Source organism: Pseudarthrobacter scleromae, assembly GCF_014644515.1.
Lineage (GTDB): Bacteria > Actinomycetota > Actinomycetes > Actinomycetales > Micrococcaceae > Arthrobacter > Arthrobacter scleromae.
The window spans coordinates 234,939-250,963 of the sequence record NZ_BMKV01000004.1 but is presented as its reverse complement, the minus strand read 5'-3'; the positions used below and the strand labels follow the sequence as shown (position 1 = coordinate 250,963).

At 66.1% G+C, this 16,025-nt stretch carries 16 protein-coding genes; 7 read left to right on the top strand and 9 right to left on the bottom strand.

Annotation, left to right across the window (positions count from 1 at the left end; all coding sequences use genetic code 11):
• Positions 1-76 precede the first annotated feature (76 nt).
• Entirely contained in the window at positions 77-1,042 is a 966-nt protein-coding gene (gene mmuM, locus IEX33_RS12090; protein ID WP_188730473.1) for a homocysteine S-methyltransferase, read from the top strand.
• Between the two features lie 42 nt (positions 1,043-1,084).
• Here mmuM and IEX33_RS12085 read toward each other — a convergent pair whose 3' ends face one another.
• Together IEX33_RS12085 and IEX33_RS12080 are read right to left on the bottom strand one after the other, a co-directional pair.
• Entirely contained in the window at positions 1,085-1,336 is a 252-nt protein-coding gene (locus tag IEX33_RS12085; RefSeq protein ID WP_188730472.1) for a hypothetical protein, read from the bottom strand.
• Positions 1,337-1,376: 40 nt separating this feature from the next.
• Entirely contained in the window at positions 1,377-1,928 is a 552-nt protein-coding gene (locus IEX33_RS12080) for a dihydrofolate reductase family protein (protein ID WP_188730470.1), read from the bottom strand.
• A gap of 210 nt (positions 1,929-2,138) precedes the next feature.
• On the opposite strand from IEX33_RS12080, the gene IEX33_RS12075 reads away from it, so the two are divergent.
• Positions 2,139-2,609 (top strand): hypothetical protein, encoded by a 471-nt coding sequence (locus tag IEX33_RS12075; protein WP_188730468.1) that lies wholly within the window; start codon positions 2,139-2,141, stop codon positions 2,607-2,609.
• Between the two features lie 23 nt (positions 2,610-2,632).
• Here IEX33_RS12075 and IEX33_RS12070 read toward each other — a convergent pair whose 3' ends face one another.
• Positions 2,633-4,831 (bottom strand): putative bifunctional diguanylate cyclase/phosphodiesterase, encoded by a 2,199-nt coding sequence (locus IEX33_RS12070; RefSeq protein ID WP_229675353.1) that lies wholly within the window; start codon positions 4,829-4,831, stop codon positions 2,633-2,635.
• A gap of 173 nt (positions 4,832-5,004) precedes the next feature.
• On the bottom strand, positions 5,005-5,274 hold the full coding sequence (locus IEX33_RS12065) for a GlsB/YeaQ/YmgE family stress response membrane protein (RefSeq protein ID WP_104185449.1): 270 nt from the start codon (positions 5,272-5,274) through the stop codon (positions 5,005-5,007).
• Between the two features lie 223 nt (positions 5,275-5,497).
• Here IEX33_RS12065 and IEX33_RS12060 point away from each other — a divergent pair, with 223 nt between their 5' ends.
• The gene (locus tag IEX33_RS12060) at positions 5,498-6,364 is read left to right on the top strand and encodes an HAD hydrolase family protein (RefSeq protein WP_188730466.1); all 867 of its coding nucleotides are present in this window, start codon (positions 5,498-5,500) and stop codon (positions 6,362-6,364) included.
• 22 nt (positions 6,365-6,386) lie between these two features.
• On the opposite strand, the gene IEX33_RS12055 is transcribed toward IEX33_RS12060, so the two are convergent.
• Together IEX33_RS12055 and IEX33_RS12050 are read right to left on the bottom strand one after the other, a co-directional pair.
• On the bottom strand, positions 6,387-7,772 hold the full coding sequence (locus tag IEX33_RS12055) for a UDP-glucose dehydrogenase family protein (protein ID WP_188730895.1): 1,386 nt from the start codon (positions 7,770-7,772) through the stop codon (positions 6,387-6,389).
• Positions 7,769-8,959: a glycosyltransferase family 4 protein gene (locus IEX33_RS12050; protein WP_229675352.1), complete on the bottom strand. Its 1,191-nt coding sequence runs from the start codon at positions 8,957-8,959 to the stop codon at positions 7,769-7,771. Before IEX33_RS12050 ends, IEX33_RS12055 begins: the two co-directional genes overlap by 4 nt.
• A 259-nt stretch (positions 8,960-9,218) precedes the next feature.
• Here IEX33_RS12050 and IEX33_RS12045 point away from each other — a divergent pair, with 259 nt between their 5' ends.
• Positions 9,219-10,097 carry a DUF2382 domain-containing protein gene (locus tag IEX33_RS12045; RefSeq protein ID WP_188730464.1) on the top strand — a complete coding sequence of 293 codons (879 nt, stop codon included), beginning with the start codon at positions 9,219-9,221 and terminating at the stop codon, positions 10,095-10,097.
• A 250-nt stretch (positions 10,098-10,347) separates the two neighbouring features.
• Here the strand turns inward: IEX33_RS12045 and IEX33_RS12040 are convergent, their stop codons facing one another.
• Positions 10,348-10,806: a DUF4383 domain-containing protein gene (locus IEX33_RS12040; protein WP_104185445.1), complete on the bottom strand. Its 459-nt coding sequence runs from the start codon at positions 10,804-10,806 to the stop codon at positions 10,348-10,350.
• Positions 10,807-10,961: 155 nt separating this feature from the next.
• Here IEX33_RS12040 and IEX33_RS12035 point away from each other — a divergent pair, with 155 nt between their 5' ends.
• Positions 10,962-12,281, top strand: a complete 1,320-nt coding sequence (locus tag IEX33_RS12035) for a cell division protein PerM (RefSeq protein WP_188730462.1) — start codon at positions 10,962-10,964, stop codon at positions 12,279-12,281.
• 39 nt (positions 12,282-12,320) lie between these two features.
• Here IEX33_RS12035 and IEX33_RS12030 read toward each other — a convergent pair whose 3' ends face one another.
• Complete coding sequence (locus tag IEX33_RS12030) at positions 12,321-12,752, bottom strand: hypothetical protein (protein ID WP_188730461.1); 432 nt, start codon at positions 12,750-12,752, stop codon at positions 12,321-12,323.
• Between the two features lie 39 nt (positions 12,753-12,791).
• Here IEX33_RS12030 and purN point away from each other — a divergent pair, with 39 nt between their 5' ends.
• The gene (gene purN, locus IEX33_RS12025) at positions 12,792-13,385 is read left to right on the top strand and encodes a phosphoribosylglycinamide formyltransferase (RefSeq protein ID WP_188730459.1); all 594 of its coding nucleotides are present in this window, start codon (positions 12,792-12,794) and stop codon (positions 13,383-13,385) included.
• A gap of 567 nt (positions 13,386-13,952) precedes the next feature.
• The gene (locus tag IEX33_RS19345) at positions 13,953-14,462 is read left to right on the top strand and encodes a hypothetical protein (protein WP_229675351.1); all 510 of its coding nucleotides are present in this window, start codon (positions 13,953-13,955) and stop codon (positions 14,460-14,462) included.
• Positions 14,463-14,532: 70 nt separating this feature from the next.
• Here the strand turns inward: IEX33_RS19345 and IEX33_RS12015 are convergent, their stop codons facing one another.
• The gene (locus IEX33_RS12015; protein WP_104185440.1) at positions 14,533-15,885 is read right to left on the bottom strand and encodes an MFS transporter; all 1,353 of its coding nucleotides are present in this window, start codon (positions 15,883-15,885) and stop codon (positions 14,533-14,535) included.
• Positions 15,886-16,025 lie beyond the last annotated feature (140 nt).

Below are 16,025 nucleotides of genomic sequence, written 5' to 3'. Positions count from 1 at the left end.
CGGGTGACGGCTGCCAGCCATCGTGACAGAAAGAAATAATCATTACAAGCATAGGCAAATGCGTATTATGACTACTATGCCTTCGACCATGCAGCTCTCGTCCTTGCTGGAATCCGGGGAACACCTCGTGACCGACGGCGCCCTGGCCACGGAACTCGAGGCCCGCGGCTGCAACCTCGACGATCCCCTGTGGTCGGCCAAAGTGCTGCTCGAAGACCCGCACCTGATCAGGGACGTCCACCGCGACTACTTCTCCGCCGGTGCCAGGATTGCCACCACGGCCAGCTACCAGGCAACGCCGCAGGGCTTCGCGCGGCGGGGAATGAGCGGGCAGGATGCGCTGGGGCTGGTGGCGTTGTCGGTCCGGCTGGCGGACGAAGCCCGCCGCGCCCATCTGGCTGCCACCCCGGGCGCGGGCGCACTGCTCATCGCCGGGTCCGTGGGCCCTTATGGCGCCTACCTGGCAGACGGCTCCGAATACCGCGGCGACTACACGCTGGGGAAAGAGGAGTTCATGGACTTCCACCGGCCAAGGGTCGCCGCACTCGTCGCTGCCAGTGTGGACTTCCTGGCCTGTGAGACGCTCCCGTCGTTCGCCGAAGCCGAGGCGCTGGCGTCACTCACAGAGGAGTTCGGCGTCGAATCCTGGTTCTCCTTCTCCCTGCGGGACGGCGCCCATGTCAGCGACGGCACGCCGCTCACGGCAGTGGCAGGGCTCCTTGACGCGAACCCCCTGGTGGCAGCGATTGGCGTGAACTGCGTGCCGCTGCACCTGGTCACCCCCGCGCTTGCCGCCCTCCACAGCGCGACGGAGAAACCGCTGGTGGCCTACCCCAACTCAGGCGAAACCTATGATCCCGTCACCAAGACCTGGGGCCCAACCGCGGCATCCGGAGAGGGAAGCGGGGACGCGCACCCCGTGGACCCCGCCGGCGGGGCCGCCACCTGGCTGGACCACGGGGCCCGCATCATCGGCGGATGCTGCCGCACGACGCCAGCCGACATCGCCGCCGTCGGACAGGCCATTGCCGCGCAGCGCTGAATCCGAGGGCGCTGAATCCGAAGGCGCTGGACCTGACGGTCCTTAGCCGCCCTCCTCCTTGGTCTCCTTTTGATTGGTGTCCTTGTCCGGGGTGTCCTGTTCCTCCGCGTGGCCAGCCTTCTCCCGGGCCTCCTGCTGGTGCTGCTCAAGTTTCGCTTCGGCGTCCCTGCGCCGGTACCCGATGGACCGGGCCTGCTCAGGGGTGGGATGCCGGTGCTCCCGCTCCCAGGCGTGGTCATTGACGCCAGTGCCGGGCACAGCCTCATCGTCAGGCCCGATATTGTCTTCACCCATATCCAAACCCTGTCACAGTCGCGGGACGGTGAGTAGGGCCCTATGCCCCAAGCCGCCCGTAGGTGGTGATTACGTTGCCCTTGCTGGTCCGGGACTGGTCCAGGAGGACCAGCCTGGTGGTGGGGTCGCCGTCCTGGAAGAGGCGCCGGCCGCTCCCTGCCACCACCGGATGGGTCATGAGCGTCAGGGAATCCAGCAGGCCGGCGAACAGCAGCTGCCGCGTGACCGAGATGCTGCCGCACACGGCAATTTCGCCGCCGTCACGCTCCTTGAGCCCTGCTACGAATTCCTCCAGCGGCGCGTCCATGAGGCGCGAGTTTTGCCACTCGAGAGGTTCCGCCAGGGTCCGGGACGCCACGAACTTCTCCACCGGGTTGATGAAGGCGGCAAAGTCCTCGTCCACCGGCGCGGTGGGCCAGTACCCGGCCCACTCCTGGTAGCTCACCCGGCCCAGCACCACCGTGTCCACGGTTTCCATCATGGTGGTCAGGCCGGCTCCCAGTTCGTCGTCAAAGCTGTCGAACTGGAACTTATAGGGGTCGGACACCACGCCGTCCACGGAGTGGAACAGGCCGGCAGTGACTTTGCGCATGGGGACCTCCTGCAGGGCATTGTGAGCGGACACGCTTCACGCTAGTGCGCCCCTTGAGCCAGCGGAAGATCCCTGCAGCAGCGGACGACGGCGGCCGCGCCAGTAACGTTCATCACTCGCCGAGGCGTCTTGCACGGTTTGGCCGATCCTGAGCCCCATACTTGTGGTGAGCGGCTGTTGCCGTACCCCGGCCAGGCAGGAGGAAAGTGCATGGAAACCCTGAAAAAGATCGTGAGCAACCAGTATTTTCCGGCCGCTGCAGTCCTTACCGCCGTGCTGCTGTTCTGGGCCGTGGGACTCCTGGGCGGGCTGTCCCTCCTGCACAACAACCAGCCCCCGCTGACCACCCTGACCTGGATGCTGTTTGTCTACACGGCCGCGGTCCTCTCCCCGCTGGCAGGCATCCTGGCCGCCGCCGACCTGCTCCGCCGCTGGCGCCGCAACCGCGACGCCCAGACGGCCTACGCCGGGTACCCGGAAGACCAGCATTCAATGGTCCATCACGTGGTGCCCGAGCATGCACCAGAAGCGAAGTCAGCGGAAGCACAGACGGTGGCCCAGCAGGTGGTGCCCGAGCATGCAGCCGAAGAATCGGCAGTCCAGCACGCAGCGCCCACTGCCCCCGCAGCGTCCCAGCCGACGAAATCCCCGAAGCAGGCAGGACGCAAGCAGGCTGCTTAGCAGGCCTCCCGCCGTCGTCCTTCCTACCGATCCTTCAGCGCCGTGAGGGCTTCCTCCGCCTGCTGCAGCGCCTTCTCCATCCGCCGGCCCGGCTGCGGCAGCGAAAACAGGTATCCCTGCAGCGAATCGCACTCCAGGGCCGCCAAGTAATCCGCCTGCGCTGCCGTTTCCACACCTTCCGCGGTAACGGTCAAACCCAGGCTGTGGGCCATGTTGATCATGGAGCTGAGGATGGGCAGCCGCTCGCTTCCCGTGCGCACCATGGAGATGAACGTCTTGTCGATCTTCACCGTGTCCACCGGCAGGTCCTGCAGCCTGCCCAGGGAGGAGTAGCCGGTGCCGAAGTCGTCCAGGGCAACCCTGGCTCCCTCCTCCCGCAGCGTGCTGAGCTGTTTGATGAGGCTGCAGTCGGCGTCGAAAAACACGCTCTCGGTGACCTCAAGGACCAGCTGGTAGGCGGCGACGCCGCTGGCCTCCGCAAGCTGGAGGACCGTCTGGGCAAACAGGGGTTCCTGCAGCTGGACCCCCGAAACGTTCACGGCGAGCGACCGGGAAGGATCCTCGTTCAGCCACGGTGCCAGCTGCACCATCCCCAGCGCCATCACTTCAGCGCCGATTTCGTTGATCAGCCCCGTGCGTTCGGCCAGCGGAATAAAGACCGACGGCGGGACGCGCCCGCCGTCCCTGTCCCACCGGGCCAGTGCCTCGAACGTGACCACCTGCCCCATGCGGTGGGAAACGATGGGCTGGAAATCCACCGTGATTTCGCCCCGGGCCACGGCCAGCTGCAGGCCGGCTTCCATGTGGGTCCGCTGCACCAGGGCCGTCATCATGTCCGGATGGAACCGCAGGAACCGGTTCTTGCCGGCGGCCTTTGCCGCATACATTGAGATGTCCGCCTGCCGGAGCAGCTCTGAGGCGCCCACGCTGTCCCGGCCCAGGGAAGCGAGCCCCAGGCTGAGGCTCGGCCGCAGGACCGTGCCCTGGATGGTCACGGGGACATGCAGGCACCGGACGATGCATTCGGCGATCGCGTCCGCGTCGGGGCAGGCGGTCAGGAGCACCACAAACTCGTCTCCGCCCAGCCGGGCCACCACATCGGCAGTGGGGGTGCAGCCACGGAGCCTCCGGGCCACCTCAACCAGCATGTCATCACCGGCCTGGTGGCCAAGGATGTCATTGACTTCCTTGAAGTCGTCCAGGTCCAGGAGCAGCACGTCAACGGCCTTGAGCCGCGGTTCCCGCAAGGCATTAGCCAGGGCGTCGTTGAACACGGCCCTGTTGGCCAACCCCGTCAGCGGGTCCTGGAACGCCATCGCCCGCAGCTTCTCGGCCTGCGCCGCCAGGTCCAGCATTGCCTGGTGGGCCTGCTCCTGGGCCTGGCGCCGTGGCGTGACGTCCCGGAAACTCCACACCCGTCCAACGATTTTGTCGCCTACCCGCTGCGGCCGCGAATACCGTTCAAAGGTGCGCCCGTCCGTAAAATCCAGGACGTCATGGCTTTCTGCTGCCGGGTCTTCCTCCAGCGCGCTGATCCGTGCCAGGAAGCCCGCGGGATCTGCAACCTGCTCGATGATGAGCCGCATGACGGGCTCTTCACTGGTCCCCTCAAGGAGATCCGGCGGGATACCCCACATGGTGAGGAACTGGTCATTGAAACCGGCCACCCTGCCCCCAGAGCTCATCACCAGGATGCCGTCCGCGGTTGATTCCAGCGTGGCGGTCAGCAGGGACATCGCTTCCCGCAGGTCGGCGTCCGCGGCCTGGCGGTGGGAAGTGTCCCGGACCGAGAGCAGGAGCAGCGGGTGCGCGCGGCCGCCGTCGCCCGGTCCCGGCGTCCCGTCCGGAGCCACCGGAGGTACTAAAGGGAAAAGCGGTGCCGCATCCCATGGCAGCAATGATCCCGTTGCCTCGGCCGGGAATTCCGTTCCGTTGCTGTGGAGCCCATAGATTTCCCGCGGCGGCGGATGGTCCCCGGGCAGGGCTCGGAGCCGGGCGAAAAGATGGTCCGCTTCGCCGCGGAAGCCTTCAGCGAGGAGTGAGCGGTGGTCCCGCCCCGTGAGGTCACCGGCCGAATAGCCGAACAGCCTCCCGGCTGCAGCATTGGCCAAAGCGATGCTGCCATCCGCGGCTATGGCCAGCAGCGCGTCCGGGCTGGCATCCAGGACAGTTCCGAAAGTTCGTGCTGACGCACCCGTGCTGTGGTTCCAAGAATCAGTCAAGACACCACCCCCCTCGGACATCATAGAGCGCAGGAGCTGAAATGTGGCGGGCTGCCCGGAACCGGTTCCGGGTGGACTGCTCCGGCCCCTTGGCCGTCCTTGCAGTGCCAACGCAAAAGCGCTGCCCCCGCATGGAGGACAGCGCTTTTTGGGTTGTCTGAGTAAAGGGGCCGCTATGCCCGGCGGGAACTGCGGTTGGTGATCGCACCGTAAACGAGCAGCACGATGATTGCACCAAGAATTGCCAGCAGCCAGGTGCGGAGGTCGAAGAATTCCGCCAGGCCACCACCGAAAATCAACGAACCGATCCAGCCGCCCAGGAGGGCGCCGACAACGCCGAGGACCAGGGTAACCACCCAGCCTCCGCCTTGACGGCCGGGCAGGATGGCCTTTGCAATGGCTCCGGCGATCAGGCCCAAAATGAGAAATCCGAGAATGCCCATGGTGTCACTCCTTGTCAGTAAGTTGTGCCGGGCCCCCATTTCCGGTTCCATAATTCAATCAGCGTGCTTACTGCTCTGCAAGACTTTGATTATCACGGGATGACTATCAGTTTTCACGGCAGTAATGCGCCTCTTCGCTATTTGACCGTGTCCGCCGCCCCGGGCTACCGGCAGCCGCTTCGATAGGATTGACTGTCCCCGCAACAAACCAAGGAGTTCCGGCATGTGCAGCCAGCAGACCACTCGGCCACGTGCCATCTTCCTCGACATCGACGGCACCTACGCGGACCACGGACTGGCGCCTGCCGCGCACGTCGACGCGGTCCGGACAGCACGCCGGCTGGGACACCTGGTTTTCGTCTGCACCGGGCGGCCGCTGTCCATGGTCCCAACCCACATCCTGGAAGCCGGTTTCGACGGCAGCATCACCGGCGCCGGCGCCCGGGTGGAGCTCGGGGGAGAAGTCCTGAAGGACACCCGCTTCGACCCGGACCTGGCAGCCCTCATCGTGGAAACACTGGACGCACATGGTGCCGCCTACATCCTGGAAGCACCCGAGGCGCTGCACGGCCGGACGGGCGTGGACCAGAGGCTGCGGGAGGTGCTCGGCCCTATCTTCGCCGGGCGCCCGCAGCACGACGGAGTCCTCAGCACCGATGTTGACCCCCTGGAGGACATCCTGGGACCCATGCAGTACAGCGACGACCTCCGCTCCACGTCCTACGCCAAAATATCCTGCTTTGATTCCCCGGTTCCGCTGACGCAGCTGGTGGCGGGGCTCGGGCCGCAGGTGGGCCTGATCCCCAGTTCCCTCTCCGCTTTGGGCGACCGGGCCGGCGAGATCTTCATGGCCGGAACGCACAAGGCCGTGGGCATCCAGGTGGTGGAGGAGCACCTGGGCCTTGACCGCGCGGACATTGTGGCCATTGGGGACAGCGCCAACGACATTGAGATGCTGGAGTACGCAGGTGTGGGCATCGCCGTGGAAGGCGGGCACCCTGCGGTGCTGGCCGTCGCGGACCGGACCACCGCCGGGCCGGCCGGCAACGGCGTGGCACTCGCTTTTGAAGAGCTGGGACTGCTGGGCTGACCGGGCTTCCTGGCGCGGGCCGTCAGGAAGTGAGCGGTGCGGGTGCGTGCACGGGCGTGTGTGCCGCAGCGTCGCCGGTGCCCAGGCCGCGCACCGACCAGCCGGTGGCCTGCCAGGCCGCGGCGTCCAGCACGTTGCGCGCGTCCAGCACCACCCGCCGTCGTACCCGTGCCCCGGCAGCGGCGGGGCAGAGGCGGCGGTATTCATCCCATTCGGTAAGCAGCAGCACCAGCTCGGCGCCCTCGAGCGCCCGTTCCGTTGACGCTTCGAACCGCAGGCGCGGGTAACGCCGCCAGGCGTTGTTTATTGCCTTGGGATCCGTGACGGTCACATGCGCCCCGGCCGCCGCGAGCCGGTCGGCGACGTCCAGGGCGGGGGAGTCCCGGATGTCGTCGGTGTCGGGTTTGAAGGATGCACCCAGGACAGTGATGGAGCGGCCGGCCACGCTGCCCCCTGAAAGGTCCGCAGCCAGGGCAACGGTGCGTTCACGCTGGCCAAGGTTGACCGAATCCACCAGCCGCATCCAGTCATCCAGGGCTGTGACCCCTGCATGGACGGCCTGTGTCCGGAAGCTGCGGATGTCCTTGGGGAGGCAGCCGCCGCCGAAACCCAGGCCGGCGTGCAGGTACCGCCCGCCGATGCGCGGGTCCATGCCCATGGCCTCGGCCAGCTCCGCCACGTCCGCTCCCGACGCGTCGCACAGCCCGGCCACCGCGTTGATGAAACTCACTTTGGTGGCAAGGTAGGCGTTCGCCGCCGACTTGATGAGCTCCGCCGTGGCGAAGTTGCAGACCATGCGGGGAATGCCGGCCCGGAGAAGCGGTTCGTAGACGGCGTCCAGCGCCGCCGTGACGCCGAGCGGGGCGCCGCTGCGGGGATGGAACGCGGCTCCGCGCCCGCCGTCCACGCCGTACACCAGCCTGTCCGGCACCAGCGAGTCCTTCACCGCGGTCCCCTGGCGGAGGAACTCCGGGTTCCACCCCAGCAGCACGTCCGGCCGCCGGGCCAGAACGCCGCGCAGCATCTCCACCGTGCCCACGGGCACCGTGGATTTACCCACGACGACGGCGCCTGCGGCCAGGTGCGGAAGCAGCGCTTCGATGGCGGAGACCAGGAAGGTGAGGTCGGCGGCGTCGGACGTTTTGTCCTGCGGGGTGCCTACGCACAGGAAGTGGACCTGCGCGTCCTTCGCGCTGGCGGCGTCGGTGGAGAAGGTGAGCCGGCCGGTGCTCCGGCCGTCCCGCAGGAGTTCGTCCAGTCCGGGTTCGTGGAACGGGGCGGCACCGCGTGCCAGCTGGTCCACTTTGCCGGGGTCGACGTCGACCCCCACCACGGTATGGCCCATGGAGGCGAGCGTGGCCGCATGGACGGCACCGAGGTAGCCGCAGCCGATCACCGAGACCTTCACTGTTCCCACCCGCGCCCTAACCTCGCAGGCCCGGCCAGGGAACCCGGCGGGCGTGGGCCCACGGCAACTACCGGCTCACCACTGATCACTGAGTGGTAATGCCCGACGAGTTGTTCACAGAGCGCCGGCCACGTCCTGTCCTGCACGGAAGCATGGGCTGCAGCAGCGAACGCCCGGCGTTTGGCGTCGTCGCCCATCAGGTCGAGCACGTGGCCGCGCAGGCCGCACAGGTCGCCGGGTTCGTAGAGCCAGCCTGTCCGTGAGTTTTCCACCAGATCGAGCGGCCCGCCCCGGCCGGTGGCCACCACCGGGACACCCGATGCCATGGCCTCCTGGATGGTCTGGCAGAAGGTCTCGAACTCACCCGGATGCACAAAGAGGTCGAACGATGCGACGGCCCGGGCCAGCTCCTCGCCGCCCAGGAAGCCGGTGAAAAGGGCGTCGGGCAAGGCGTCTTGGAGGGCAGCACGCTGGGGTCCGTCACCAACAACCACGAGCCTGGTGTTGGGAATCCCGGCCAGGGCAGCCAGGTCCTCCACCTGTTTCTCCACGGCCAGCCGTCCCACGTAGCCGATGATCCGCTGCCCGCCGGGAGCCACGGAAGCCCGCCATCCGTCGTCGCGCTTTTCCGGCGAGAACCGGGCCGTATCCACTCCCCGGCGCCACATCTGCACCCGTGGGATGCCGCGGCCGCGCAACTGGTTCAGCGCGAACGTGGACGGCACCAGGGTGCGGGTGGCGAGCAGATGGATGTTTTCAACCCGGTTCCAGGCCCAGTTCTCCAGGAACGGCACACCGTATCTCGCCGCATAGCTGGGGACTTCGGTCTGATAAATGGCCACGCTGGGAATGCCCAGCTGGTGCGCCGCCTGTGCCGCCCGCCAGCCAAGGACGAACGGCGAGGCGAGGTGGACAACGTCCGGTGCGTAGTCGGCAAGGATTCGCTTGACCCGGTACACACCGCCCATCGCCACCCGGACGTTCGTGTAGCCAGCCAGCGGCACGGCGGGCAGCCGGAGGATCTCCGCGCCCCGGACATGGTCCGGCGCTTCCCCGTCCAGCGTGGAAGGCGCGATCACCAGGACGTCGTCGCCCCGGTTTTCGAGGTGTTCCAGCACGCGCAGGATGGAGTGCGTCACGCCGTTCATCAGCGGCAGGAATGATTCAGCAACAATTGCGATCCTCACCCCTCCACGGTGGGCGGGCGGCGTTGCCGCGCGGGGGATTGGATATGACTGCGGGGGAAAGGCTGTGTGAACAGCAGGACGCATCACTGAAAAAATTACTAAGTAAGCTTTGCATTTGATGCTAAGCATGCTTAGTGTAGAAGTGCAGCCAACGCAGAGCCTCAAGCAACGGGGCGGAGGCCAGCGCCGGGAACTCCCGGTGCCGGGACATCCACAATGTTGGCAAAGCCCAGCGCAACGACACATCCAAGGAGACGTCATGCTCAACAGGGAAAACATTGAAAACCTGCTCACCAAGGGTGGCAACGTCATCGGTTCAGATGGCGAGAAGATCGGCTCCATCGGCCAGCTGTACGCGGACGACGACACGGGCGAGCCCACCTGGGTCACTGTCAAGACGGGCCTTTTTGGCACCTCGCAGTCCTTCATTCCTGTCGAGGGAGCGCACAGCCAGGGCGACGACCTGGTGGTTCCCTACACGAAGGAACACGTCAAGGATGCGCCGCGCGTCGATGTTGACGGCCACCTCACCCCCGAGGAAGAGGACCGCCTGTACACCTACTACGAGCGTGGTGCCCGCACCTACTCGGACACCCGGAACGACGACGTGGACACCCGGAAGGATGTCGACTTCCAGGGCGATGCAGACCTGAACGCCGGCACCCCCACCGCTGGTGTGAGTGGAAACCGGGACCGCGACTTGGACCGGGACGCCACCGAGCGCCACACGGTTGGCCATGACACCTCCGGCCCCACCACGGACGACGCTATGACGCGCTCCGAGGAAAAGCTCCATGTTGGCACCGAGCGCCAGGAGACCAGCCGCGCCCGGTTGCGTAAGTACGTCACCACGGAAAACGTCACCAAGACTGTTCCCGTGCAGCGTGAAGAGGTCCGCCTGGAGCGCGAGCCCATTACGGACGCCAACCGCGGCGAGGCCCTGGGCGGCCCGGACATCAGCGAAGAGGAGCACGAGGTGATCCTGCATGAGGAGCGCCCCGTCGTGGAGAAGGAAACCGTTCCGGTGGAGCGGGTCCGCCTCGACAAGGACGTTGTCCAGGACGACGTCACGGTTAACGAGGAAGTCCGCAAGGAGCACATCGACGCGGACGGCGTGGACCGCGACGCGCGCCGCTAAGCTTCACCGCTAACGTTTGGTGCACCGCTGAGGCGGCATTGGCCGGACAGCCGCGGAGGCAAGCGCACAGCACACGACGCCGGGAGTCCATAGACGGGCTCCCGGCGTCGTTGTGCATGCGGAACTTTCTTGAACGCTGGTGCAGTCCCCGCGTACGGCGGCAACTGCACCAGCCAGTAGGACGAATATCTTCAGAACTTAGGGTTCTTCTTCATTCGCGGCTCCTGTTTCCCGGTTTACGGATTCCGGGCTATGGCCTGCGGGCCGCCGTCCTGGAGAACAGCCAGCCGGCAACAATCATGACGATGCCCAGCACCAGGTGTGCCCAGTTGTCCATCATGTTCAGGGCCAGGAAGTTCGCCGCCGAATCTACTCCGACGATCAGCCCGAAGATGGCCAGGACGATGTACAGCGCGCCCGCCCCCAGGAGGAAATTCCGTGCTCCGTGTTCTGTCCGGGACATGGCCCAGCCGGTGGCACCGATGGCCAACTGCACGATATTGAGCAGCATGGACACCTGGAACAGCCCCAGGAACATGGCGTGCGACGCCGGTCCGAGGAGCATCAGTTCGCTGTATTGCGTGGTGACACCCGGGATGAAGCCGAGCACACCGACCAGCATCAAAAGAATTCCCACTCCCATGCCAGCGTTTTGGACGTCTGCCCGGCCAAAATGAACGCCGTGTGCATGTGGGGATGCGGTAGTCATTTCTTCCCTCCAATCCACTCGTTGTGGACAGTTAAATTTTACGGCGGACCACCACGAAAAGCGCCGGAACAGTGTGCGCCGGACTTTCCGCCGATCCGGCGGATGAGCCTGTCGTTCCCGGCCCGGACGCCCCTGCCGTGACACCATGGGGCACGATGAAAATGCGTGCTGACCAGACCGGAGACCGTGGCCTTCCCATGCCCCTGTGGCTGCAGGGTGCCCTCGAAACGGCGCAGGCAGCCATCATTTCCGCGCTGGTGGTGATTGCCCCGATCATCGCCGTGTGGGCCACTGCCGGCTTCCAGGACAGCTCCTTCGACGTCCTGGCCCGGCTGGCGGGACAGTCCTGGCTGCTGGTCCATGGAGTTCCGCTGGAACTCAGCGCCGCGGGCTCCGACGCTGCCGGCAACGGGGAATCCGGCGTCCTGTCGCTGATCCCGCTGGGCCTTACCCTGCTGCCTTTCCTCCTTGCGTGGCGGGCCGGACGGCGCCTTGCCCGCGCTTCCTACACAGACCAGCTCTGGCAGGCATTGCTCGGCTCATGGGTTGTCTACGCCGCCTTCGGAACGGCCACCGGCTTCGTCTGCCGTACCCCGGATGTGGGCATCAACCCCTGGTTCTCCATGCTGATTCCTCTCATTCCCTACGCACTCGGCATGGTGATCGGCGCGCGGCGCGAAGCCGGTTCCTGGAGCCGGCTCATCGGCGTCGACGCCGTGGACTGGATTTCCCGCACCAGCCAGCATTCGCGGTGGGCGGGCTCCTACCTCGCTTCCGCCGGCAAGGCCGGTTTTGTGGCCACCGTTTCCGCGCTGGCCCTGGCTGGCGTGCTGCTGGCGGTTGACCTTTTCATCCACTGGAACCTTGTGGTTGCCGTCTATGAGGCGCTCGACGCCGGCGCCGTAGGGGGTGCCGCCCTGACCATCGCACAGCTCGGCTTCCTTCCCAACCTTGCGGTCTTCGCCCTGGCCTGGACGTCGGGGGCCGGCTTTGCCATGGGGGTCGGTTCACAGGTGGGTCCCCTGGGAACCGCCGTCGGACCGCTGCCCTCCATCCCGGTGCTGGCCGCCATCCCTTCCGGGCCGCTGGACTACGCCTTCGTGGCCCTGATCGTCCCGGTGCTGGCGGGCGTGCTGGCCGGCTGGTGGTTCCTGCGCGAAGGCGAAAACCACTTCGATGAGTGGCTTTCCATCAAGGTCCGTGCCCGCTGGTTCACGGCAACAGTCTCCACCCTGGTGCTGGGGATCCTGGCCGGTCTGACAGCCGGGGTTCTGTCCTTTGGCCTTGCCTGGCTGGCCCGCGGCTCGGCGGGAATCGGCCGCCTGACGGACATCGGTCCGGACCCGCTCTGGACCGCGGTGTGGCTGGCTGCGGAAGTGGCTGTCGGCGTCGTGATCGGTTACGCGGCCGGGCCGTGGCTGGAACGTGAGCAGGCGGCGTCGGACGAGGAAGCGGAACTGGTTTCCCGGGCTTAGCGGCAGCGCCGCTGCGCGGGGTGAGGGTGGCGCAGCTGGCTAGGGGAGCTGCCGGGGCAGCGAGCTTTCCAGCTGGACCCGGCACGCCGACTGCGCCTGGTCCGTGAGCGCCCGGCCCATGCATGCCTGGTACTGGCGCACTTCGTCGAAGAACACTGCGGTCACCAGGATCAGCAGCGCCATGATGGCGGACACCACCAGGCCGGAGATGGTGCCAATCAGGACGAGCTTGGATTCCTTCAGCTTCGCGGCCCGCACCAGGAGGACAACGCCCAGGGCCACACTGGCCACCGTGAGGATCCCGGTCAGCCAGAGGTAGTTGACGTCCAGCTGGTAGACGAAGAAGGAGCCGATCACGGCGATGACGAACATCCGGAACAGGGTATGGGTCTTGGACAGCGAGGCTTTGGCTGCCTCGCTGAGCGGCGGCCTGGTCCGCTGCTGCCCAGCCGGTTCGGGGGAGGTGTTCATGTTTTCCAGCCTACGCGAGCCTGCCCATAAGCTAGAGCCATGCGCATCGTAGTCCTCGTTTCCGGTACCGGGTCCAACCTCCAGGCTGTCATCGACGCGGTCAGGGCGGGGGAGCTGGACGTGGAAATCGCCGCTGTGGGTGCCGACCGTCAGGGGACCTTCGGGGTGGAACGGTCCGCGGCCGCAGGCATCCCGACGTTCGTGGTTGACTTCAAGGCGTACCCGGACCGCGCTGCCTGGAATGCCGCGCTGACCGGCGCCGTGGCCCGGTTCCAGCCCGATGTGGTGGTCTCCTCCGGGTTCATGCGCATCGTCAGCCCGGAGTTCATCGATGCCTTCAACGGCAAGTACCTGAACACCCACCCGGCACTGCTTCCGGCCTTCCCGGGCGCCCACGGGGTGCGGGATGCGATGGCTTACGGCGTTAAGGTCACCGGCTGCACCGTGCACTGGGCTGACGCCGGCGTGGACACCGGGCCCATCATCGCGCAGGAGGCCGTGGCCATCGAGGATTCCGACACCGAGGAAACCCTGCATGAGCGCATCAAAGTCGTAGAGCGCCGCCTGCTGGTGTCCACCCTGGCCTCCCTCGCCGCCGGCCACCGCGCCGGCGCCTCGAACCTCCCCGCCTGACCCCTCCGCCCCACCCAACTAGGTAGCAGCAGATGTCGGAATAGGGGCCCAAACCAACATCTGCTGCTACCTACTTGGGGAGCGGGGCCCCTCCTGTGGATAACTTCGGCGGTCCCGGCCGGAAATTTGCCACGATGAGCCATGAGAACTCCGCGGCCAATGCCAGAACTGCTTCCATCCGGCGCCTTTACTTTCCGGGAAGCGGCCGACGCCGGAGTTACAGTAGGGCGGCTGCGGCACCATTCGCTGGACACTCCGAGCCGGGGGATCAGGCAGACGTTTCACCCTCGGCTTTTTGACCGGGAGTCGATTGTCCGGCCGTTGACACTGGTCACCGGATTCTCTGCAGCCTCCCATGCGACGGCCTTCACGTTGTGGTCCTTCCCAGGGTTTCTCCCTGGGAAGGACGACCCCATTACCCACATCTCCAGGCCGGACACTAAAGCCATTCCGCGCCGTAGCGGAGTCCGGGGACACCGCGGCCAGTTTTTTGCTGACGAGATCGTGACCCATAACGGCCTTCTGATCACCTCTCGGGCGAGGACCTGGTTGGACTGTTCCCGCAAGATGAGCATCGAAGAATTGACTGTTGTTGCCGATCACCTGCTGCGGATTCCGCGGCCGGACTTCGAGGGCAGGTCCGGGCCCCATGCAACCCGGGAGGATCTTGAGGAAATGCTCGACCGGCACAAAGGGACGCCCGGTATCAGGAAGGCCCGGGTTGCGGTTGACCGGTCCCGGGTAGGGGCGGACTCCGCGCAGGAAACCAGGCTGCGGCTTGCGCTGGAGGACGCCGGATTGCCCGAACCTCTGCTGAACATGGTCAGGGACCTGGGTTCCGGCGTCTTCCGCCAACCCGACCTGAGCTATCCGGAACAGAAAGTAGCGGTGGAGTACGACGGCGAAGGGCATTCCGAGGCTGCTCAGATCGTCCGCGATATTGCCCGTGAGGAGGACTTTGCCCGGGCAGACTGGCTGCTTGTGAGGATCTCGAAGCGGCACATGGAGAACGAGGCGCGGTCCGCCGTCGCCAAAGTCCGTTCGGCACTGCTGAACCGAGGCTGGTCGCCCAACTAGGTAGCAGCAGATGCCGGAATACGGGCTCAAAGCGACATCTGCTGCTACCTAGTTGGGGTGGGGGAGGGGGTTACTCGAGGCGGCGCTGCTTGGTCTCCGGGGAGAAGAACGCCATCCACAGCACCGCAATCAGCACCAGCCCGCCGGCGAGGGCGAAGGACGTGGCCAGCCCCAGCTCGGGCCAGAAGTAGTTGGCGAAAATCAGCGGCCCGAAGCCGGCACCCAGGCGGGAGAACGTGGACGCCCAGCCGAAGCCGGTGCCGCGCAGCTCGGTGGGGTAGAGCTCGGACACGTAGGCGTACAGCACCGGGATGGCCACCTGCACCACGAACCCGAACACCAGCAGCCAGAACACCGCCGCCGTGGGGATGTCCACCACAAAAGCCACGATCACCAGGGTCAGCGCGGACAACGGGCCGGTGATGGCCAGGATCCATTTGCGCCCAACCCGTTCCACCAGCAGGGCGGCCACAACCACACCCAAAAGCCCGACGGCGGCCATGGACGCCGTGGTGACGAACGCTTTGTACTCTGCGAACCCTGCGCCGATCAGGATCCTGGGCATCCAGGTCAGTGACAGGTAGTAGACCAGCAGGATGCTGAAGAACAGGGCCCAGGCCGTGGCAGTAATCTTCCAGTTGAACTGCCAGACCAGCCGCAGCTGGTGCCAGGCGCTGCCGGCCGAGAGCCGCGGCACTTCCTTGGCGTCGGGCAGGCTGTAGGCGCGGGGTTCTGCTCCGGTTGCGGCCACCAGCCCGTCGATCACCTTGGCCGCCTCCTCACGCCGGCCCTTGCGGATCAGGAACAACGGGGACTCGGGAACGCTGCGCCGGACCCAGAACACCAGCAGGGCGGGCAGGACCATCACCAGCATGGTCAGCCGCCAGTCGCCGTAGAGGGCCACAAGCCCGGCGGACACAAAGCCTGCCAGGGCTGCCCCCACCGGCCACCAGCCGTCCATCGCCGTGAGGACCTTGCCGCGCTGCTTGCGGGGGGTGAACTCACCCACCAGTGCGTAGTCCACCGGGATGCAGCCGCCCAGGCCAAACCCGGCCATAAAGCGGAACACACAGAACCAGATGAAGTCGGGGGAAAAGGCGCCCAGGACAGTGAAGAGCGAGAAGATCAGCAGCGTGGCTGTGAAGGCCTTTTTGCGTCCGATGGTGTCGGCGATGGTGCCCCACACAAACGCGCCCACGGCCATGCCGATGAGGTTCGAGGTGCCCACCCAGGCCACCTCGCCCGGGGAAAGCGCCCAGTGGGTTGAGAGCAAAGGAATGAGGATGCCATTGAGCGTCACGTCCCAGGCATCGAACATGAAGCCGAGGCCGCCGATCAGAAAGATCTTGCCCTGGACTTTCCATCGCCAGGGCAGTTCCTGGACCACCTGTTCGCCGCTCGGCACAGTGGTGTAAGTATTCATCGCAGCCTCCTGGGAAAACTTTAGCCGGGCGTACTGGGGTTCACACTCCGGCCGACTCGCGGGGCAACCTCCGCTTCGGGATAAACTGGGCCGTATCCCCACCAACCGCGGCACTGTTCCGCGACATAAGACGGAGACAT

Bases quoted from the DNA above. Each gene is read 5' to 3' on its own strand.
- mmuM (WP_188730473.1), top strand. From the start codon at position 77: ATGCCTTCGACCATGCAGCTCTCGTCCTTGCTGGAATCCGGGGAACAC.
- IEX33_RS12085 (WP_188730472.1), bottom strand. From the start codon at position 1,336: ATGGGTGAAGACAATATCGGGCCTGACGATGAGGCTGTGCCCGGCACT.
- IEX33_RS12080 (WP_188730470.1), bottom strand. From the start codon at position 1,928: ATGCGCAAAGTCACTGCCGGCCTGTTCCACTCCGTGGACGGCGTGGTG.
- IEX33_RS12075 (WP_188730468.1), top strand. From the start codon at position 2,139: ATGGAAACCCTGAAAAAGATCGTGAGCAACCAGTATTTTCCGGCCGCT.
- IEX33_RS12065 (WP_104185449.1), bottom strand. From the start codon at position 5,274: ATGGGCATTCTCGGATTTCTCATTTTGGGCCTGATCGCCGGAGCCATT.
- IEX33_RS12060 (WP_188730466.1), top strand. From the start codon at position 5,498: ATGTGCAGCCAGCAGACCACTCGGCCACGTGCCATCTTCCTCGACATC.
- IEX33_RS12045 (WP_188730464.1), top strand. From the start codon at position 9,219: ATGCTCAACAGGGAAAACATTGAAAACCTGCTCACCAAGGGTGGCAAC.
- IEX33_RS12040 (WP_104185445.1), bottom strand. From the start codon at position 10,806: ATGACTACCGCATCCCCACATGCACACGGCGTTCATTTTGGCCGGGCA.
- IEX33_RS12035 (WP_188730462.1), top strand. From the start codon at position 10,962: ATGAAAATGCGTGCTGACCAGACCGGAGACCGTGGCCTTCCCATGCCC.
- IEX33_RS12030 (WP_188730461.1), bottom strand. From the start codon at position 12,752: ATGAACACCTCCCCCGAACCGGCTGGGCAGCAGCGGACCAGGCCGCCG.
- purN (WP_188730459.1), top strand. From the start codon at position 12,792: ATGCGCATCGTAGTCCTCGTTTCCGGTACCGGGTCCAACCTCCAGGCT.
- IEX33_RS19345 (WP_229675351.1), top strand. From the start codon at position 13,953: ATGAGCATCGAAGAATTGACTGTTGTTGCCGATCACCTGCTGCGGATT.
- IEX33_RS12015 (WP_104185440.1), bottom strand. From the start codon at position 15,885: ATGAATACTTACACCACTGTGCCGAGCGGCGAACAGGTGGTCCAGGAA.